Origin of the sequence: Thalassoglobus sp. JC818 (assembly GCF_040717535.1) — a bacterium.
Classification (GTDB): domain Bacteria; phylum Planctomycetota; class Planctomycetia; order Planctomycetales; family Planctomycetaceae; genus Thalassoglobus.
The window spans coordinates 701,203-719,176 of record NZ_JBFEFI010000004.1 but is presented as its reverse complement, the minus strand read 5'-3'; the positions used below and the strand labels follow the sequence as shown (position 1 = coordinate 719,176).

Genomic DNA, 17,974 nt, shown 5'->3' with positions numbered 1-17,974 from the left:
GAAAACGCAGCATTCAGTGAATCCAACGAACTTGCGCGAACGTCGAGAGTCATGAAAATTCTTTAGCTACCAGGAGCAGCGAAGACGTCTGTCACACCTGGGACTGGAACCGGGTATCGGCCTTCAGCGTCTGGAACTGTTGGCGGTGCAACGTCCCATCCGAGGTCAGCGAGAGCTGGCACGATCTGTGGACCTTCGTTGAGGGCTTTCTCCATGGTGATTTCGTCACCTGAGTAAGTAACCATTCGTCCGAGGATGGCAGTCATAGTGCTCATCGCTCCGTATTCCGCTTCGCTGTAGGATTCGCCGTTGCGAATTGCTGCGAAGAGATCGTCGTGCTCAACTTGGTACGGATTCGGGTTTTCACCTTTGAATCGCTCCGAGTTTCCGTCAAACCAGTCAATGCTGCAGTTGCGTGGTTTGCTTCCGTTCAGATTGACGATTCCCTTAGTCCCGTGGATATGCTCACTGACGCTATTCCACACGTTGCGGATATGGCGGCATTCGCTGAACATGACCGAACCGTCGTCGTACGTGTACTGAACAGCGAAGTGATCGAAGATTTCGCCGTACTTAGGGTCGGTTCGGACTTCACGACCACCCATTCCGATCGCGGAAACAGGGTACTTCTGCATGACCCAGTTTCCGATGTCGATGTTGTGAATGTGTTGTTCGTTGATGTGATCACCGCAAAGCCAGTTGTAGTAGTACCAGTTGCGCATCTGGTATTCCATTTCTGACTTCACTTCTTCACGTGAACGTCGCGGATCCCAAACTCCTCCACCGTTCCAGTAGACCCGCATGGCACGGACGTCGCCGACAGCACCGTCGTGAATTCGGTTGATGAAGTCGCGGTAGACAGTCTGGTGATGCCGTTGCAGACCAACACCAACTTTGAGGTCTTTCTCTTTGGCGATTTTGGCAGCTTCCAGAACCTGTCGGACACCAGCTGCGTCGGTCGCAACGGGTTTCTCCATGAACACATGAAGTCCTTTGTTGACAGCGTATTCGAACATCATCGGTCGGAATCCGGGAGGAGTCGCCAGAATGACGACATCGATTCCGCTGTCCATCACTTTCTTGAACGAGTCGAAACCGACGAACTTGTTTTCTTCCGGAACTTCGATGATCGCTGTTTCGTCTTTGGCGACGGATCGTTCGATGTTGTCGAGAGCACCGTCTAACTGATCCCGAAACGCATCGCCCATCGCGACGAGTTTGACATTTCCTGGTGATTGAAGTGCTTGTGCGGCAGCTCCTTTTCCGCGTCCACCACATCCGACCAGACCGATTTTGACGACGTCATCGCCACTCGCGAACGCTTTGGCGGAAACACTGCTGAGAACTCCCGTTCCCAGTGCGGCCGCAGCGGAAGTCGTTTTAAGAAAGTCTCTTCGAGTTGGTTCAGTCATGAATACTCCACATCTCGTTTAAGAATATCTGAATAGGTGCAAAGGAGCCGATTCAGTCGCTCGTGCTCTGTGCGCACACCGACAGATACAGGACTCCTTGAAATCCGAGATTCTATGATTGCAGAAACGCTGCGAAAATACAGCCATCAGCGGATATTGACCCGTTGATGTTGACCGGAAACCGTTGCGAATTGCGATCGGAAATCGGCTTCAGAACGATGTTTCCTGACCTGATTTGCAACCCTGACAAAATCGGAAGGAAAACCGATACGAGCACCTGACGTGGGGGCATCGCCCTTGCAAATAGGAACGAAGCGCACGAGCACTCGCTGCATTCGTGGGGACGAATGCGTCCAGTCGATGAACAACAAATGATCCAGGCAAGCTAGGACAAAATCGATTCGACTTCTGCGTTCGACAGAAAATTCATCACCAACGGCTGAGAGAGGTCTTCCTGGCTCTGTTGCCAGGTCGCGAACAGGCCGCGGCTGGTCGCCAAGACATCAACGTATCGGCTGCAACCGGTTCCGTAGGGGCTGATGAAACTCGGGAAGTAGCGCGACAATCGATGAATTTGCGAGAGATCACCATCGCTGAAGAATGCCAGACCGCCCAATTCTTCGCAGGAGTAACCGCGTGGCCTGACGACCGCTTCTTTGTGCTGATCGAGGTCGCGCACGCATTCGCCGCCATCGTAAAAGACGAGTGTCGCATCGATCTCTTCGAACGCCCCGACCATTGGAACGTCGAGGAGAGCGGTTCCGCGCGTCATGGCAACGTCCCACGACATGCCTCTGGCAAAGAAGTCCGAAACGACGGTCCCGTCATTTTCAACGAATGCTGTGTTCGAACTCGCCCAGTTGAACGGATGAGTGCAACAGAACACGGTCGATTCTGATTGCGGATTCGAGTAGACGAACGGATCTTTTACGTGCAACCAGTTCGGTTCTTCGCTCGACAGAAACGGAGTCACGGGCGCCTTCTTGAGATTCTCGACCGAGTCAGCTTTGAGTGAATCGATCGTCCAGACCCCCGTCCCCGGTTTTAGAAAGCCTTCAACTTCTTTCGGGTAGCCAATGTTGTCTTTCTCAGTGGAGACCAGAAGTTCCACTCCCTGATCGGTCCATCTCAGAGCACTCCCTTCAATCGAAAGAACAGGAGTTTTGCCGACGTTCAGGTCGGCCTTGGACCATTTCAGAACCTTCTCGAACGAGTCGCCCTGGTCAGATGATTGAAAGATCGCGAGTTCCAGCCCGCGTTCCCCTGCACCGATTCCGGTGCGTGAGTCTCCATAGTTGCGGTACCGACCGACAACGTACAGCTCTCCTTCGGGGGACTCGATCATGTTTCCGCCACCGAACCAGAAACCTGTCGACTGATCTTGGGCGGGGACAATCACTCGAGCCCGCTTTTGATCGATCAATGCGTTGGCGAGGTTGCTCAGTTTCTCTTGAAGTGGGAGCGGCAGCGTCATGTCAGATTTCCTTTACGGATTCAGTTGAGTCAGTCGTTGAGAGTGAAGGAGCCGAGTCGATCGGCCGTTCAGTTGTGTCTAGAGCGTCCTCGGTTTCGGCTGTCCGATTGCGTAGAAACTGGGCGAGCAGTGTTCCGGTCGTCATGCATCCAAAGGCAAACAGCCCACATGGAAGAGCAACGCGAGGATTATCGGGAAAGAGCCCTTTCGCCAGGCTCGCTCCGACACCCGCATTCTGCATCCCGATCTCCAGCATCAACGCCCGTCGCATTCCGGAATCGAGTCGAAGTAATCGCCCCCCGAGTTGCCCAGCGAGATAGCCACCAACGTTGATCAGCAGCAGACCCGCGATCAGTATAACGGGAAACTCTTGAATCGCCTGCCTGTTGGCTGCCACGACGATCGCAATGACCCAGAGAATACTAATGTTCGCGACGTGCCCGGAAATACGGTCAGCAATCTGTTTGAGAATTGAGAGTCTCTGGCTGAACAGTCCCAGCAGGACCGGAATCACAACTTGTAGAATCAGTGAGACGGCTGATTTGGTCAGAAACTCTGCATCCGCTTGCGCACCCAGCGTGAGGCGAAGAGCAATCGGGACAATGAGTGGAGAGAGAAGCGTGGCTGAAGTCGTCAGTCCGACAGAGTAGCTCACATTTCCTCGTGCGACCATCGTCAAGACATTCGAAGCCATCGCGCCCGGCACGCATCCGACCATGATCGTCCCCACGCGGAGGTCTCCGGTCATTCCGAATGTTGTTGCGACCGCCCATGCCAGAAATGGCATGGAGATGTATTGAACAGCTGTTCCTCCCACAATGAGAGGCCACCGGTTCAGAACGTTGCGAACTTCCTCAGTTGGTAACAGCGTTCCCACACAAAACATCACGGCTGCGACGATCCAGCCGATGTGCGACGCGCTGGCAAGAAACGGATCGAAAGCTGTCGCACCAAACAGGTTCGGCCAGAAGCCTGCCAGCATGGAACTGAGTGTGAGCCAGAGAAGAAGGTGTTTTTGCAGCATCGCTGAATTTCGCGGTCAAAACGGAATTCGGCAGAGTAAGCAACGCAGACAGGCAGGTCCAGCATCCCCCGGTCAATTCGATGGCAGGGTCGACTCAAATAAAACACCACCTCGGAGAAAACTCCGAGGTGGTGAGAGAGACGTTTCAATTGTCGCCGACCAAACTTAGTTGCTCGACAGATTCAGTTGAAGTGGTAGAGTGTTGATTGAAGGAGTCGTCGAGGGGACCGTTTGGAGGTTCACTTGTGGACTTCCGTTTCGGCAAGATGCTGCTTGCTGTGCCATTTGGAATGGGATTCCTTGGCTGATTTGAGCCAGGGCTGCATTGATGTCCGAGTCTCGATTTGTTCCGGCAGTTCCGGTTGAAGTCGATTCTGGAACGTAAACGTCAGGGGTGACACCGGCTCCAGCCATTTCGCGTCCTTTTGGGGAGTAGAATTTAGCTGTTGTCAATTTCAACTGAGCAGAAACCGTTTCCAGTGGGAAGTGAGTCTGAACAGTTCCTTTTCCGTACGATTGTCGTCCGACGATCACACCGCGACCGTTTTCCTGAATCGCTGCGGCAAAGATTTCGCTGGCACTTGCTGAGTTTTTGTCGACGAGGACCACAACAGGTGTGTTCCAGGTCTGTTGGTAAGTGGCTTGCTCCTGGCTGTTGTCAGAAACATTTCGGCCTTTTGTTGAAACGATTGTTCCACAAGGAACGAACAGGTTGGAAACTTCAATCGCCTGATCCAACAATCCGCCTGGATTTCCTCGCAGGTCCATGACCAGCGATTTCATGCCTTGATTGTGAAGCGACCAAAGGGCTGCTTCGAGATCTTTTCGGGAGGATGCTGAAAACTGTTTCAGGCGAACGTAGCCGACTTTGTTTTGCGTATCGATCATCTTTGTGCCTGTCACACTGCTCACGTAGATTGAGCGACGAGTGACGTTTCCGCGGTACAGCTGTCCGTTACGGTCAATGTCCAGGGTGATCACAGTTCCGATTGATCCGCCGAGTTTTCCAGCGACAGCATTCAGGTCGAGACCATTTGTCGACTGACGATTAACAGCGACGATGATGTCTCCTTCTTGAAGTCCGAGTTCGCTGGCTGGGCTGTTGTCAACGACTCCCACCAGAATCGCTCCTCGTGGATGAGTTTCGAGTTCCACACCAATTCCCACGATGTTCTCTTCGAGGCTCACGGTTCGAATTGGATCGGTCGTGGCTCCCGGAGCGTAGGCACTGGCTAAAGGCATGAAGGCTGAGTACTGATCGAGTGAGTCGATCGTTCCGTTGATGAACTCCAGGGCAACTGCTTCACGGCGAATTCCGAGTTGGCGATTCACGAGTTCGGCAGTCCACTGCATCACCCCGACAGCTTCGGTTGCGGATCGGGCAGGCTGGCTGCGGGTGATCTGCAACAGTTCCGATTGAGTCTGGCGAATGGTGTTCTGGTTGGCAGATGCTCCAGTGGCTCGCAGGAATGTTGGATTGCTCAAGGCAGCGACGAGGTACTCGACCGATGAAGCGACTCGAACTTCGTATGACACTGGATTTACGTGTCGAGCATCAATCATTCGAGAGACTTCGTGGTACAAGCTGGTCAACTGCTGCATCGAGGCATTGGAAAGGAATCCAAGCATCTTCGGGTCTGAGAAACGCGAAGTAATCTCAGTTTGCTTTTGGTCTGGTGTTTGAGGAGTGGATGGATTCTGGGTTGGAATGTTGATCGGTGACGAAGGGGCACCGGTTCCCGGAACAATGTATTGAGGTTGTGACGGGAACTGTGGTTGGACAGGATTTGAGTATCCTGGAGTGGTCGGTGTGTAAGACGGGAGAGTCGGTGACGACTGTCCCCGTCCCGGCACCACCGCCGTTCTGATCGGGGCGACGTCCTCACGGGCGAGCGGCATTCCGCGATCGTCATGAGAGATGTCGAAGCGACTTTCAGTACGAGCAACGCTGTTCAGCTCATTTGTGTGTGAGAAGAAGGTTGGTCGGCTTTTCTCGACGTGCTGAATCGCCATCTCAGAGTGGGCGAATCCACCACCGAGGAGAACGAGAAAAGCAAGAGTTGCGACGAAAGTGCTGGTCAGGTTGTTTTTGATTGAGTGGCTCATAGTGAACACGTTCCTTGGTTCAAGAGTTGGAAGGATTCGAAGACTTTGAAGGCGGGTCAAACTTTGATGGTCGAGTCAGTTGAGGTCACATTTGTGTTTCGAAGGGTCGTGTCGAGCTCCCCTCGCAAAACTCGGACATGAGCAGGAGCATCGATTCCGATCTTCACTTTGCCTCGTCCTGTTGATATCACTTTGATGACGATGTCGTCGCCGATTTGAATCGTTTCATTCTTTTTGCGTGTGAGAACGAGCATTTTTTCATCCTTTTCCTTGGAAATAATGTCAAGTTTCGTCTCTTGATGACCTGCGATTGGTCTTGACTTCCATCGTGGCCAGTTGAAAGAAACCTAATGCACGGGGCGTGCCAAACTCCCTGGTTGAGTTTTCTATTGTGTCGTAACGTCTTTGTTTTCAATTGGTTCAAAAGAGTTTGTGTGGTCTTGGAGAATTGGGGTTGACTCAATCCAGAAGAATTGTTTGTAAGGAATGCATCGCCGAGTGAAGCAAACTGACGACCTTACAACCGGACGTGTGTCACTTTGTTGACAATCTGCAAGTCCTGCCGGTGGGAAGCTCTGCGGGTTGTGTCGAATTATGGACACTTTCGCGAGATGTCACCGGAACGTCCACGTCAAATGAGAGTTTCCGGTTCAGCGAATGTTGACATTTGACCAGCCCTTTCAAGAGAGTGTCTCGGGCCAAATATTCAGAGACAAAGCCGGGACAGAGATCGGCACAGAATGAAAAGGGATCATGGCGATGGGGGAGTCTACCGAATGGCGAGTTGGTCTCGGGCACGATACCCATCGACTGGAAGCAGGACGTCGACTTGTTATTGGAGGCGTCGACATCGACCATCACTTGGGAGCGGTCGCGCACAGCGATGGTGACGTCTTACTTCATGCCCTGACGGACGCAATTCTCGGTGCGCTGGGCTGGGGAGATATCGGTGAGTGGTTTCCCGACACAGCTGCTGAGCACGAGGGAGCCGATTCCGCCGAGTTGCTATCGAAAGTGCTCACTCGAGCGTTCGCAGCTGGCTGGCAAGTTAACAACGTTGACGGAATTGTCTTCGCGCAGAAGCCAAAGCTGTCCCCCTATAAACAGCAGATCGCCAACCGCGTCGCGGAACTGCTTCAAATCCCTGCGGACCGAGTGAACGTCAAAGCGAAGACAGGCGAGAAAGTCGGACCAGTCGGTCGCGAAGAAGCCCTCTGCGCCGAAGTGGTCATCATGCTCGTGAAGAAGCCTGAGGGCGAGTAACTCCCGCAATGTTTCGTCATCACGAATGACAGGGACGATGTTTCATTTAGTTGGGAGGAGTTTTTCCCATGAGATGTTCAACGAAGAAGTCGATGCGTCTTCGTTTCATGTAAGGGATTTCGCCGACTCCGTGACCGTGGCCCGGCACGACAAGCATGTCGAATTTCTTGTTCGCTTTGATGAGAGCATTCACGACCTGCATCGTTGAGGCGGGGTCGACGTTCGTGTCTTTCTCTCCGACAGTCAGAAAGAGCTTGCCTTGCAACTTGTCCGCATTCGTGACATTTGACTGTTCTTCGTAATGCGGGCCGATGGGCCAGCCCATCCACAGTTCGTTCCACCAGATTTTGTCCATACGGTTGTCGTGACACCCACAGTCTGAGACAGCAACGCTGTAGAAGTCGCCATGTGCGAGCAGTGCGCGTGTTGAACTTTGTCCGCCTGCGGAGCCACCGTAAATTCCGACTCCAGGCGAGAGGTCGAATTCCGGATAGGTCTCGGCAGCTTTCTTGATCCACTTAATCCTGTCGGGAAATCCGGAGTCGCCGAGGTTCTGCCAACAGATGTCGTGAAATGCTTTTGAACGGTTCGAAGTCCCCATCCCGTCAATCTGGACAACGATGAAACCGATCTCCGCGACTTCCTGAGCAGAGTGAAATTCCTGAAATCTCTTCGGGACGAAAGATCCATGAGGCCCCGCATAGATCTTTTCGATCACGGGATACTTCATACCAGCTTGAAAGTTCGTAGGTCGGAAGATGATACCGTAGATCTGAGTTTGATCGTCTCGACCGTTTGTGACGAATCGTTCCGGAGCGATCCAGCCAGCATCGTTGAGTTCCGAGGCATCGGCCTGTTCAAGCTGGCAGATCAGCTGTCCGGTTTGTGCATCGCGTAGTTCTGTCTGTGGCGGCAAGTCGACGCGTGACCACTGGTCGATGAGATACCGTTCATTCGGGGAAAGCTGAACCGAGTGAGTTCCGTCACCTTCGGTTAACACCGTGAAGTCACTTCCGTCAAAGTTCACGCGTGCAAAGTGAGTGTAGTAAGGATCTTGTTCATGATTGACTCCTGAACATTCAAACCAAACGACTCTGTCTTGAGGATCGACTCGCACAACTTTCCTGACAACCCAGTCGCCAGAAGTGATCTGGTTTTTGACCTCTCCGTTGGCAATGTCGTACAGGTAAAGGTGATTCCATCCATCACGCTCCGACATCCAGATCAACTCGTTGGACTCAGGAAGTATTTCGATGAACTGCTTGTAGGCGTAGTCGATGAAGGTGTCGCTTTGTTCGTCGACGATCGTGCGTGCTTTCCCTGTTTCCGCATCGACAGAGATGACTCGCAAGACCTGATGGCCGCGCTGGTTGTAGACGAACAGAAACTGACTCGAATCCGGAAGCCAGTGAATTCGCGGAATCGACATCCAGGGGTTCGAAAACAGCTCATCGTCGATTTCAGTAATCGACCGAGTGTCGAGATGAAACAGGACCGGGAAGTGCTGCGGAATGTCGTCGCCTGGCTTGAGATATTGATGGCTGTGAGTTTTGGGTTGCAGCTGGTCTGTCGGTGAGGACTCAACGTAATGGACGAGATGAGATTGTCCATCAGTGCGGCGAAATCCGACGAGCTTTTTCAAATCTGGTGACCACGCTGCTCCAGAATCCGTAAACTTCGACTCTGAAGAACCAGCTCCGCGAAGAATTTCGCGGGAGTCTTCTTCGTCCCCTTCGAGTACGATTAAGTCTCCTTCGTCGACTTGAACGCGAAACTTGCCGTCCGGCGATCGAGTTCGACCTCGAGATCGACGTCCTCGCTCTCTTTGACTCTCGGAATTGTCTCGATCCGCTTCCGGCGTCGATCCTTGGTTGATTTCTTCGTCTTCTTCGAGAATCTCAACCGTTCCGTCAACCAAGTTGGACCGGACACGCAGTTCTTCGATCGAGATGGTGAGTTCAGTGCTGTCGTTGTTCCATTCGATGGACTCAACGTCCAAGCGGTCGGCGTCAAAGCTCTTGCCAGTTTTCTCGGAAAGTTGCTTGGCGAGTGCTTCGTGATTGAAAGCTGGCTGACGAGTTCCCGATGTCGCGTTGACGACGATGTATTGATACTGGTTCTTGCCAGTCTGAACGCGATACCAGAAGTCATTTCCCGATTCGCTCCAGTGGGGGTCAACGCGGTCTCGGTAGACTGTTCCCGTCCACTTCTTTCGAAGCGATTCGGAGCGAGCGTAGTCATCAGCGGTTCCCTGGGCCGACGTGGTTGATTCACAGAAGACGTGGCTACTGAGTGCGAATGCAAGAAGCGAGTAGGTAGCAATTCTGGAGAGCGAAGGTTGCATTCGAGAGTTTCCTTCCGTGATGAAGTGGACCGCGATCAAGCTGAAAGACTGTCCTGGTCGCTGGGGAGACTTTCAGGGGTGATGGACTCTTTTCGTGACCCCAGCCGTTCCAACATCAGGACTCCGATCGCAGAAATGACAGCAACCGCGATCGTGAGAACCAGTTGACCGTCCAGCGGAACGTCGGTCAGTGGAATCGGTTCGAAGTGTTTGTGTTTGAATTCATGGATGTCAGGAGTCGTGTCGATCTGAAACGGCCAGATTTTGTAGAGTGAGCCGATCATGAACCCGCAAAGCACCGACATCGTTTGTGCTGTTCGGTGAGCGAGTAACCATCGCAGGAGTTTTGAAAAAGAAATCAGTCCGATGAGGCAACCGGACGCGAAGACGATGACTGTCATGACTGACGAAACGGAAAGCTTGAGTTTGAGAACTTCTTTGATGATCCCGGTGATCTCGTGATACTTCCCGAGCACGAGTAGGATAAAGGCTCCGCTGATTCCGGGGAGGATCATCGCGCAGATGGCAATCGCTCCACAGAGAAAGACGTACCAGAGTGTGTCTGGAGGAGTTTTGAGTCCGGGCAGCGAGACGATTCCATATGCAATGACCACTCCTCCCGCGAGCAAAGCGAGATTGCCGGCCGTCGGCTTTCCGATCAGTCGAAACACGAGATAACAACTCGCGCTGATCATCCCGAAGAAGGCAGCAAAAGTCAGTTGTCGATGATCTTCCAGCAACGTGTGCATCACACTTCCGAGAGCGATCACACCGGAGAGAATTCCGATTCCCAATGGAATCAACAGCCTCAGATCAATTCGTTCCGCCGCGTCTCGAACTCTTCGCTGAGCGACGAGCCTGACGAGCTTCGCATCGACATGACTGATCGCAGTGACGAGTCTCTCATAGATGCCCAGAATGAGAGCGACGGTCCCACCCGAGACGCCCGGGATGATGTCGGCACCGCCCATCAACAGCCCGCGTCCTAGATTGGCAAAGTCAGCCTGAGAAGGAATGGGTTCACGAGTATTTCGGTCGGGCTGGTCAGTCATGGAATTCAGTGATTTACGCTTATTGATGTGATCGTTTGTCCCCAGTAGGGGTGGTCAGCGTAGCCTACCGTCATTCTGGCGAACAAGTGATGAACATTTCTTGAACTGACGTGAACTTCGCACGGAAGTGAGGTGTCCAAATCACTGAACTGGTACAAATCCCCCTGTCCGTAGACGACAACTGTGGTACTATGACAACTCTTCAAGCCGCCCTCCAAGCTGCACCCTGCAGATAGAGACTCTACCCGATGACAGATCCACACGCCCAGACACCGGAACACGGTGACCGTTCTGCGCAGGGGATCTACACCAAACGCTTCTGGATTGCGTTCGCTGCCAACGTCATGATGGTGACCGCCAATACCATGACGTTTCGCTTCGCGGAGTTCGTGAAGTTTCTCGGGGGGACAGAAGAAACAACGGGATTCATCGTCAGCGTCGGTTTGCTCGGCTCGTTGTTCTTTCGAGCATTACTCGGTCAGGCAATCGATACGTTCGGAATTCGCCGCATCTGGCTGATATGTGCGTCGATTAATATGACCGGCGGATTACTGATGATGACGTCATCGTCCATCGGAATTCAGCTTTACCTGGCGAGAATCATCTTCGTTGTCGGGTTGTCGGGGATGTTTGCGTCGTCGGTGTCATACATTCAAAGCCTCGCTCCCGTGGACCGACGAACTGAGATCATTGGAACCTTCGGGGCCAGCGGCTTCGTGGGGATGATTCTCGGAGCACAACTCGGCGATCTGGTCTTCCTGACGTTTCCCAACAACAGCCAGTTGTACTACGTGTTGTTCGGTCTTGTCTTCCTGTTCGGCTTCCTGCACACAGGTCTCGCATTCTGGTTGACGTCGAAAGATGTTCATCGTCGGCCGGAAGTCAGTCCGCCGATGCACAAACTTGTCGTCCGTTACTGGCCTTCCAGTGTTCTGGTCGTGACAGTCATGATGGGCATTGGCTTCGCCGTGACGATGACATTTCTCACGCGGTATTCAACTGAACTCGGACTGAGCGGCATTCGAACGTTTTTCACAGCCTATGCCATCACCGCGTTCACATTGAGAATTATTGCCCGTCAGTGGAGTCAGTCCGTGGGACGCCATCGCCTGATCGCGATGGGGTTGTGTTCGCATTCGCTGGGACACTTCCTGATGACGTTTGTGACGCAAGACTTTCACTTCATCATGCCGGCCATGTGTCTCGGTTTCGGCCATGCACTGCTCTTTCCGTGTGTCGTTTCCATGGGAGCGGGAGCATTCCCCGAACAGTACCGCGGAACCGGAACGACAGTCACGCTGGCAGCGATTGATTTAGGGACGATTCTCACTGCACCGTTTCTGGGCTGGATCATCGACCATTACGGTTTCCATCCGATGTTCTTTGTCGTCAGTGGAACACTCGGAGTCGTTGGAATCACTTATGGCCTGCTGACCTCCAAACTTGTCGATGCTGATGTCTTGATGCATCGCAAGAAGATGGAGAGAGAAGCTCAAGTCCGCCATGCTCACAGCGTCGCATGTGGCGACTCTCGACCATCCTTGAGTGCCGTCATTCAGAATGACCCAAAGACCAGCGAGGCGTGCCTCCGGCAGTAGTTGTGCCAGCTTCGATGTGTTCGCGGGGATGACGAGAATGAATTAGAGAGCGACTTCCGCGATTTCCGACTCCGGTGAAAACCGTGGCGGCAGCGCGAAAAAGTCATCCGAATTGATGACTTGATTCTCTGGTAGCAAAACACAGCTGAGGCTGCCTTCTCTGCCTCCCGTCGTGTCGATCAGAATGCGTTTCTTGGCAAAGATCACCTGCGGCACATGTGCATGGCCAGAAACGACTACCTGCAGGCATTCGCTTGGCGGGCTGTGAAACGGAAGTGTCTTGGAGCAGAGCCATTCCGGACGACGAAGCTGAAAGTCCCTCGAGCGAAGTGTCTCAAGCTGTGATTGCAGACCTTCTTCGGGATCAAGACCGGAGTGAACAAAGAGGTAATCGGGGTGTTCGACGATCCAGGGAGCGTGCATCAGGACTTGCAGGTGCGTCTCCGGTGTCATGAGTCGAAGTTCAGGAAGGTTCCCTGCTGCGACTCCGTAGCTGGCGAAGGTCTGTTCTGAACCGTAATGGTCGATCCACCTTTCGCCCCAATGGTTGGCTTCTGCTCCTTCGAACAGACCTAAAGAGCCAGCCATCGCAAGTTCATGATTCCCCGAGACGATTGTTGTCTTCGGGTGATCGCAGACCAACTCAATGAACAGTTCGATTGCACCGCACGGGTCAGGACCACGGTCGACGAGATCGCCAATGAAGACGATCCATCGTTCTTGATAATCGGGCATCTCACGCAACTGTTCGATGACCCGCAAGAGTTTGTCAACTTGTCCATGAATATCGCCAATGACCGCAACGGGGCCGTCAATCTTTCTAGGAAAAACCACTGAGAACCTTCTTTGATGGACGCAGTATCCTCAAGCATCAAGTCAGAACGACTCCTCGCTTGCGGTGATAAGAACTATCGAGAAATGTTTCCGCTCAGTATGATTTTGAGTTTGCCAATGCATTTGGCAAGTGGAGGTGTGTTCACTTTCAGGAGAAGTGTTCCCGACTCTTCCGGGACGAACTCTGTTTGCTCTCCAATCAGAAACGGCTCGAGTTCGGGGCTCTTCTTCTTCGAACCTTTCGGGGCCGAAGTCGGAGCAATCACCGCCATTAAAGCTCCCGTGGGGATTCCGTGAACGAGATCACGAGCGGCGCTGTTACTATCGTAACCCTCGGGGCCAAGGTCTGCATTGACAATGAATTTGTAACTCCCGGTCGCTTCAACGCGAATCGGTTTCCCTTTGGTAACGCGAATCCCCGATTGTGTCCATCCCAAAGAAGTGTCGAGGTCGAATGTTCGGACCTGATCTTCGAAGACCGCGTTATCATATTCCTCAAGTTTTTTCTTGACCGCTTCGGCTTCGGGCATCACGGTCAGAATTGCGTTGAGCATTTGTTTCGACTTGTCGATCGCACCAATTTGTTCGTAATTCTTTGAGAGTTCGAACAGCGAGTTCAGGTACTCTTGTTGAGCGCGATCCGCTTGCACGTCCAGCGAGCGAGTCTCCGTGGGCAGTGAACGCGAGCCCTGAGCGTTCACCGGAATGACGAAGATGAGATGAAGAAGTACAAGGATTCCGTTGTAACCAGTCGACCGGACCATGTCCTGCCTCTCTGCTGAAACAAGTAAGCAACTATCGAATCAGTCCCTGCGAATCTGCATGCAAATGAAGCGAGGACCATTTTACCCGTCGAATTAGCCCGTCTTTAGGAAACGCAATTTCCTCGGGCTGTCCCACATATCATACGCTCTGGATGCGATCGCAGGTCGGGTGAATTGTATTGTCTTTCGAAACCCCGCTTGATGCGAGACGAGTTTTCAGGCCTCTTTCAGGCTGTCGCAAAGAGTTGAACGATCGCATTGGCTGTGGAGTAGTAAATAATCACTCCCAGCATGTCGCTCAGTGCAGCGATGAGCGGATTGGACATGAACGCGGGGTCCATTCCCAGCCTTTTCAGTCCGAGCGGAAGCATCGCTCCGGATAACGTTCCCACCGTGACGACCAGAAAAACCGTTAAAGTCACAACAAGAGATGCCTGAATGCCAATCATCAGGAATGCGACGACAAACGAAATCAGCGCCAGGATTGAGCCGAGCAAGGCACCGATGCGAACTTCTCTCCAGGCGATCCAGGAAACACGTCCGTCTGTTTCATGAAGTGCGAGTGCTCGAATCACGAGTGTTGCGGATTGAGAGCCCGCATTTCCTCCACTCGCAAGCACCATCGGCAGGAAGAGAACCATCCAGGTTCCCCCATCTCCGGGATCGAAGTATTGAAGAACTTTCGCTGTCATCGAGGCAGCGAACAGAAGGATCACCAGCCAGACTCCACGCTTCCAGGCCAGTTCAAGAAACGGCGTCGCAACGTACCCGTCTTCGAGCGGTTGGACCGCACCGAGCAGGTGGGCGTCTTCCGTCGCTTCTTCCTGCATGACGTCGGCTGCATCATCGTGAGTCACAATCCCGACGAGTCGGTTTTGATTGTCGACAACCGGGATCGCGATAAAGTCGTAGCGGGCAATCTCGTTGGCGACATGTTCCTGATCGTCGTCGACTCGCACGCAAATCACATCACGCTGCATGATCTCTTCAAGTCGCGTTGTCGGCTTGGCGAGAATGAGTTTTCGAAGCGACAGAAACCCCAGCAGATGCCGGCCTTCATCGGTAATGTAAATGTAGTAAATCGTTTCACGACTCGGTGCCTGAACCCGCAGTCGTTCCAGTGCTTCCTTGACCGAAATATCAGCTGGCAACGACGCGTACTCGGTCGTCATAATCGAGCCAGCACTGTACTCCGGATAGGAGAGCAGCTTGCGAATGTCACTTCGCTCCGCTTGGGCCACAAGCCTCAGAACCGTCTCGACATGGTCGGGGTCCATCCGCTCGAGGAGGTCGACACGGTCGTCGCCTGACATTTCTTCGATGATCCGCGAGAGAGGTTTGTCTCCCACGAGTTCGACGAGTTTGATCTGAAAACTGATGTCGAAGAACGGAAAGATTTCCCCTTGTGTCGCAGCGGGAGCATGCTTAAGAACCTTCCATGCTTCCTCCGGTTCCATATCTTCCAGAATCTCTGCAACGACACCCGGATAGAGCGCCGTGCAAAACTCGCGCAGGCCGAGTTCATCGTTCCCTTGAATCATCTGAACGATGTCTGGCTCAAGCAGCGAATGAAAGATTGAAGAGCTCATGGAGAAAGGTCCGCGAAGAATTCACGCAATCAAGTGAGGGCCATCATAGCACGCGTCGGATCGATCGGCGATAACCCCAGTCGTGCGAAATCCTGTCATCAGTAAGTGTTGAAGCTTGCCAGTTCAAATGCCTCTTCGTACAAAGTTGGGATACCATCCGCACTCAGGAGAGAATGAATGTCGATTGCAGAAGGCCCCGCGACCAACGGCTCGAAGACCGTCAGACATCATGATCGAGAGTATCAGGTGATCGGCACGCGTCCGGTCCGCCATGATGGAGCGGATAAAGTCACCGGCCGCGCCAAGTACGGCGCCGATGTCCGCCTCTCCGGAATGCTGCATGGCTACGTGCTTCGAAGCCCTGTCGCCCATGCGAAGATCGTCTCCATTGATACGTCGCGTGCAGAAGCTTTGCCCGGCGTGCGAGCAGTCGTCACCGGTGCTGATCTTCCCGAAGTTGGAGATCGAATCGCAGAACTCGGAGAGGGTGCGGTCAATCTCCGACACCTGAGTGCAAATATCCTCGCCAAAGACAAAGTTCTTTATCAGGGCCACCCCATTGCTGCTGTCGCTGCTGACACCATTCACATCGCCGAAGAAGCAGCTCGGCTGATTGAAGTCCAATACGAAAAACTGCCGGTTGTCATCGATGTTGTCGAAGCAATGAAGCCCGACGCGGCGGTCTTGAATGACGACGTACGGACGGTCGAATTCGGGGAAGTCATCTCCGATCAACCTTCGAACGTTGCAGAGAAGTTTCTCTACGAGCAAGGTGATCCCGACGACGCCTTTTCAGCTGCGGATGTCGTTGTCGAACGCGAATTCCGAACGGCGACCGTTCATCAAGGCTACATCGAGCCACACACATCGACCGCACTCTGGCATGGAGACGGACGATGCACGATCTGGACGAGCACTCAGGGCGCCTTCACTGTCCGTCAGCAAGTTGCTGAGCTTCTGGAAATTCCGCTCACCTGGATCAAAGTTGTTCCCCAGGAGATTGGCGGGGGCTTCGGTGGGAAGATTTCCGTCTATGAGCAACCGGTTGCGGTTTTGTTGTCCAAGAAATCGGGGCGACCAGTCAAAGTGACGATGTCCCGGACTGACGTCTTCCAATCGACCGGACCGACTCCGGGTTCCTACATTCGCGTCAAAATCGGAGCAAATCGCGACGGGAAAATTGTCGCAGGCGAAGCCTATCTCGCCTACGAAGCAGGAGCGTATCCCGGATCACCGATCAACCCGGGCTGCATGTGCATTTTCGCTTGCTACAACATTCCGAATGCACGAGTCGAAGGTTACGACGTCTGTGTCAACAAGCCACGCACAAACGCCTATCGTGCTCCCGGATCGACCAATGCAGCCTTCGCCGTTGAAGCTGTGATCGACGAAGTTGCCGATCAACTCAACGTCGACAAGTTGACCTTCCGCATCGAGAACGCCGCCCAGGAAGGAACCCGCCGCCCGGATGGAGTGGTCTATCCGCGTGTTGGACTCGTCGAGTGCTTGAACGCCATTCGCGAAAGCGAGCATTACAATTCTCCGCTCGAAGGTCCCAACCGAGGACGCGGCATCGCGTCCGGATTCTGGTTCAATGCTGGACTCAAATCGAGTGTCACTGTTAACGTCAACACCGATGGAAAAGTGACTCTCGTCGAAGGCTCAACAGATATTGGCGGAACGAGAACCTCACTGGCGATGCAGCTTGCCGAGACGCTCGGAATCACCGCAGAAGACGTCCAACCGATTGTCGCTGACACGGATTCCGTGGGATACACCGACGTCACTGGCGGAAGCCGAGTGACGCTGGCGACCGGAATGGCGGTCTACGAAGCTGGGATCAAGATTCGAGAACTGATGTGTGCCCGAGCGGCAAAAATCTGGGAGTGTGATACGACCGACGTCCGCTATGAAGACAACGGAACGATCTCAGGACCCGGCAACCAATCGATCAGCTTCAAAGATCTCGCTGGCAAGATCATCGCGACTGGAGAGTCAATCACAGCTTCGGCCAGCATCAGCGCACCAGCTTCGAGCAACGCCTTCGGAGTCCATTGTGTTGATCTTGAGGCTGATCCGGACACGGGGAAAGTTCGCATCCTGCGATACACAGCTGCTCAGGACGCGGGCACAGCCATTCATCCCGCATACGTCGAAGGGCAAATGCAGGGAGGCGCCGTTCAGGGAATCGGATGGGCTCTGAACGAAGAGTACATCTACAACCGAGACGGTCTGCTGACGAACGCCAACTTCCTCGACTACCGCATGCCGACTTGTTTCGATATTCCAAGCATCGAGACAATCATCGTCGAAGTGCCCAATCCTGATCATCCTTACGGTGTACGAGGCGTTGGCGAAGTCCCAATCTGTCCACCGCCGGCAGCACTCAACTCCGCACTGTATGACGCCATTGGTGTTCGCATGCATGAGTTGCCCATGTCGCCACCAAGAGTTCTTCACGAGATTCTAAAGAAGTAGAGAGCTCGATGAGATTCCCCAAATCGCTCAGCCTCT

13 protein-coding genes are annotated in these 17,974 nt (G+C 53.4%); 3 read left to right on the top strand and 10 right to left on the bottom strand.

Features of this window, described 5'->3' with window-relative positions:
• Positions 1 to 62 precede the first annotated feature (62 nt).
• The 5 genes from AB1L42_RS13915 to csrA all read right to left on the bottom strand — a co-directional run bounded on the left by AB1L42_RS13915 (position 63) and on the right by csrA (position 6,270).
• Positions 63 to 1,412: a Gfo/Idh/MocA family oxidoreductase gene (locus tag AB1L42_RS13915; RefSeq protein ID WP_367056512.1), complete on the bottom strand. Its 1,350-nt coding sequence runs from the start codon at positions 1,410 to 1,412 to the stop codon at positions 63 to 65.
• Positions 1,413 to 1,797: 385 nt separating this feature from the next.
• Positions 1,798 to 2,886, bottom strand: a complete 1,089-nt coding sequence (locus AB1L42_RS13910) for an exo-alpha-sialidase (RefSeq protein ID WP_367056509.1) — start codon at positions 2,884 to 2,886, stop codon at positions 1,798 to 1,800.
• Position 2,887: 1 nt separating this feature from the next.
• Entirely contained in the window at positions 2,888 to 3,910 is a 1,023-nt protein-coding gene (locus AB1L42_RS13905; protein WP_367056506.1) for a bile acid:sodium symporter family protein, read from the bottom strand.
• Positions 3,911 to 4,075: 165 nt separating this feature from the next.
• The gene (locus AB1L42_RS13900) at positions 4,076 to 6,016 is read right to left on the bottom strand and encodes a S41 family peptidase (RefSeq protein WP_367056503.1); all 1,941 of its coding nucleotides are present in this window, start codon (positions 6,014 to 6,016) and stop codon (positions 4,076 to 4,078) included.
• A gap of 56 nt (positions 6,017 to 6,072) precedes the next feature.
• A complete protein-coding gene (gene csrA, locus AB1L42_RS13895) occupies positions 6,073 to 6,270 on the bottom strand; it encodes a carbon storage regulator CsrA (protein ID WP_367056500.1) in 198 nt (65 codons plus the stop codon).
• Positions 6,271 to 6,769: 499 nt separating this feature from the next.
• Here csrA and ispF point away from each other — a divergent pair, with 499 nt between their 5' ends.
• Positions 6,770 to 7,279, top strand: a complete 510-nt coding sequence (ispF, locus tag AB1L42_RS13890) for a 2-C-methyl-D-erythritol 2,4-cyclodiphosphate synthase (RefSeq protein ID WP_367056497.1) — start codon at positions 6,770 to 6,772, stop codon at positions 7,277 to 7,279.
• Between the two features lie 46 nt (positions 7,280 to 7,325).
• Here ispF and AB1L42_RS13885 read toward each other — a convergent pair whose 3' ends face one another.
• Together AB1L42_RS13885 and AB1L42_RS13880 are read right to left on the bottom strand one after the other, a co-directional pair.
• Entirely contained in the window at positions 7,326 to 9,623 is a 2,298-nt protein-coding gene (locus tag AB1L42_RS13885; protein ID WP_367056494.1) for a DPP IV N-terminal domain-containing protein, read from the bottom strand.
• A gap of 35 nt (positions 9,624 to 9,658) precedes the next feature.
• The gene (locus tag AB1L42_RS13880) at positions 9,659 to 10,675 is read right to left on the bottom strand and encodes a DUF368 domain-containing protein (protein WP_367056491.1); all 1,017 of its coding nucleotides are present in this window, start codon (positions 10,673 to 10,675) and stop codon (positions 9,659 to 9,661) included.
• Positions 10,676 to 10,923: 248 nt separating this feature from the next.
• Between AB1L42_RS13880 and AB1L42_RS13875 the strand changes: the two genes are divergently transcribed.
• Positions 10,924 to 12,273 carry an MFS transporter gene (locus AB1L42_RS13875; RefSeq protein ID WP_367056488.1) on the top strand — a complete coding sequence of 450 codons (1,350 nt, stop codon included), beginning with the start codon at positions 10,924 to 10,926 and terminating at the stop codon, positions 12,271 to 12,273.
• A gap of 42 nt (positions 12,274 to 12,315) precedes the next feature.
• Here AB1L42_RS13875 and AB1L42_RS13870 read toward each other — a convergent pair whose 3' ends face one another.
• The 3 genes from AB1L42_RS13870 to mgtE form a co-directional block, all read right to left on the bottom strand.
• Complete coding sequence (locus tag AB1L42_RS13870) at positions 12,316 to 13,107, bottom strand: metallophosphoesterase (protein WP_367056484.1); 792 nt, start codon at positions 13,105 to 13,107, stop codon at positions 12,316 to 12,318.
• A 74-nt stretch (positions 13,108 to 13,181) separates the two neighbouring features.
• Positions 13,182 to 13,871, bottom strand: coding sequence for a hypothetical protein (locus AB1L42_RS13865; RefSeq protein ID WP_367056481.1), 690 nt, complete (start codon positions 13,869 to 13,871; stop codon positions 13,182 to 13,184).
• Between the two features lie 227 nt (positions 13,872 to 14,098).
• The gene (gene mgtE, locus AB1L42_RS13860; protein ID WP_367056478.1) at positions 14,099 to 15,460 is read right to left on the bottom strand and encodes a magnesium transporter; all 1,362 of its coding nucleotides are present in this window, start codon (positions 15,458 to 15,460) and stop codon (positions 14,099 to 14,101) included.
• Positions 15,461 to 15,637: 177 nt separating this feature from the next.
• Between mgtE and AB1L42_RS13855 the strand changes: the two genes are divergently transcribed.
• Positions 15,638 to 17,938, top strand: coding sequence for a xanthine dehydrogenase family protein molybdopterin-binding subunit (locus AB1L42_RS13855; protein WP_367056475.1), 2,301 nt, complete (start codon positions 15,638 to 15,640; stop codon positions 17,936 to 17,938).
• Positions 17,939 to 17,974 lie beyond the last annotated feature (36 nt).

Coding starts and splice junctions, on each gene's coding strand:
- AB1L42_RS13875 (WP_367056488.1), top strand. CDS start 10,924: ATGACAGATCCACACGCCCAGACACCGGAACACGGTGACCGTTCTGCG.
- mgtE (WP_367056478.1), bottom strand. CDS start 15,460: ATGAGCTCTTCAATCTTTCATTCGCTGCTTGAGCCAGACATCGTTCAG.
- ispF (WP_367056497.1), top strand. CDS start 6,770: ATGGCGATGGGGGAGTCTACCGAATGGCGAGTTGGTCTCGGGCACGAT.
- AB1L42_RS13880 (WP_367056491.1), bottom strand. CDS start 10,675: ATGACTGACCAGCCCGACCGAAATACTCGTGAACCCATTCCTTCTCAG.
- AB1L42_RS13910 (WP_367056509.1), bottom strand. CDS start 2,886: ATGACGCTGCCGCTCCCACTTCAAGAGAAACTGAGCAACCTCGCCAAC.
- AB1L42_RS13905 (WP_367056506.1), bottom strand. CDS start 3,910: ATGCTGCAAAAACACCTTCTTCTCTGGCTCACACTCAGTTCCATGCTG.
- AB1L42_RS13900 (WP_367056503.1), bottom strand. CDS start 6,016: ATGAGCCACTCAATCAAAAACAACCTGACCAGCACTTTCGTCGCAACT.
- AB1L42_RS13855 (WP_367056475.1), top strand. CDS start 15,638: ATGTCGATTGCAGAAGGCCCCGCGACCAACGGCTCGAAGACCGTCAGA.
- AB1L42_RS13865 (WP_367056481.1), bottom strand. CDS start 13,871: ATGGTCCGGTCGACTGGTTACAACGGAATCCTTGTACTTCTTCATCTC.
- AB1L42_RS13885 (WP_367056494.1), bottom strand. CDS start 9,623: ATGCAACCTTCGCTCTCCAGAATTGCTACCTACTCGCTTCTTGCATTC.
- AB1L42_RS13915 (WP_367056512.1), bottom strand. CDS start 1,412: ATGACTGAACCAACTCGAAGAGACTTTCTTAAAACGACTTCCGCTGCG.
- csrA (WP_367056500.1), bottom strand. CDS start 6,270: ATGCTCGTTCTCACACGCAAAAAGAATGAAACGATTCAAATCGGCGAC.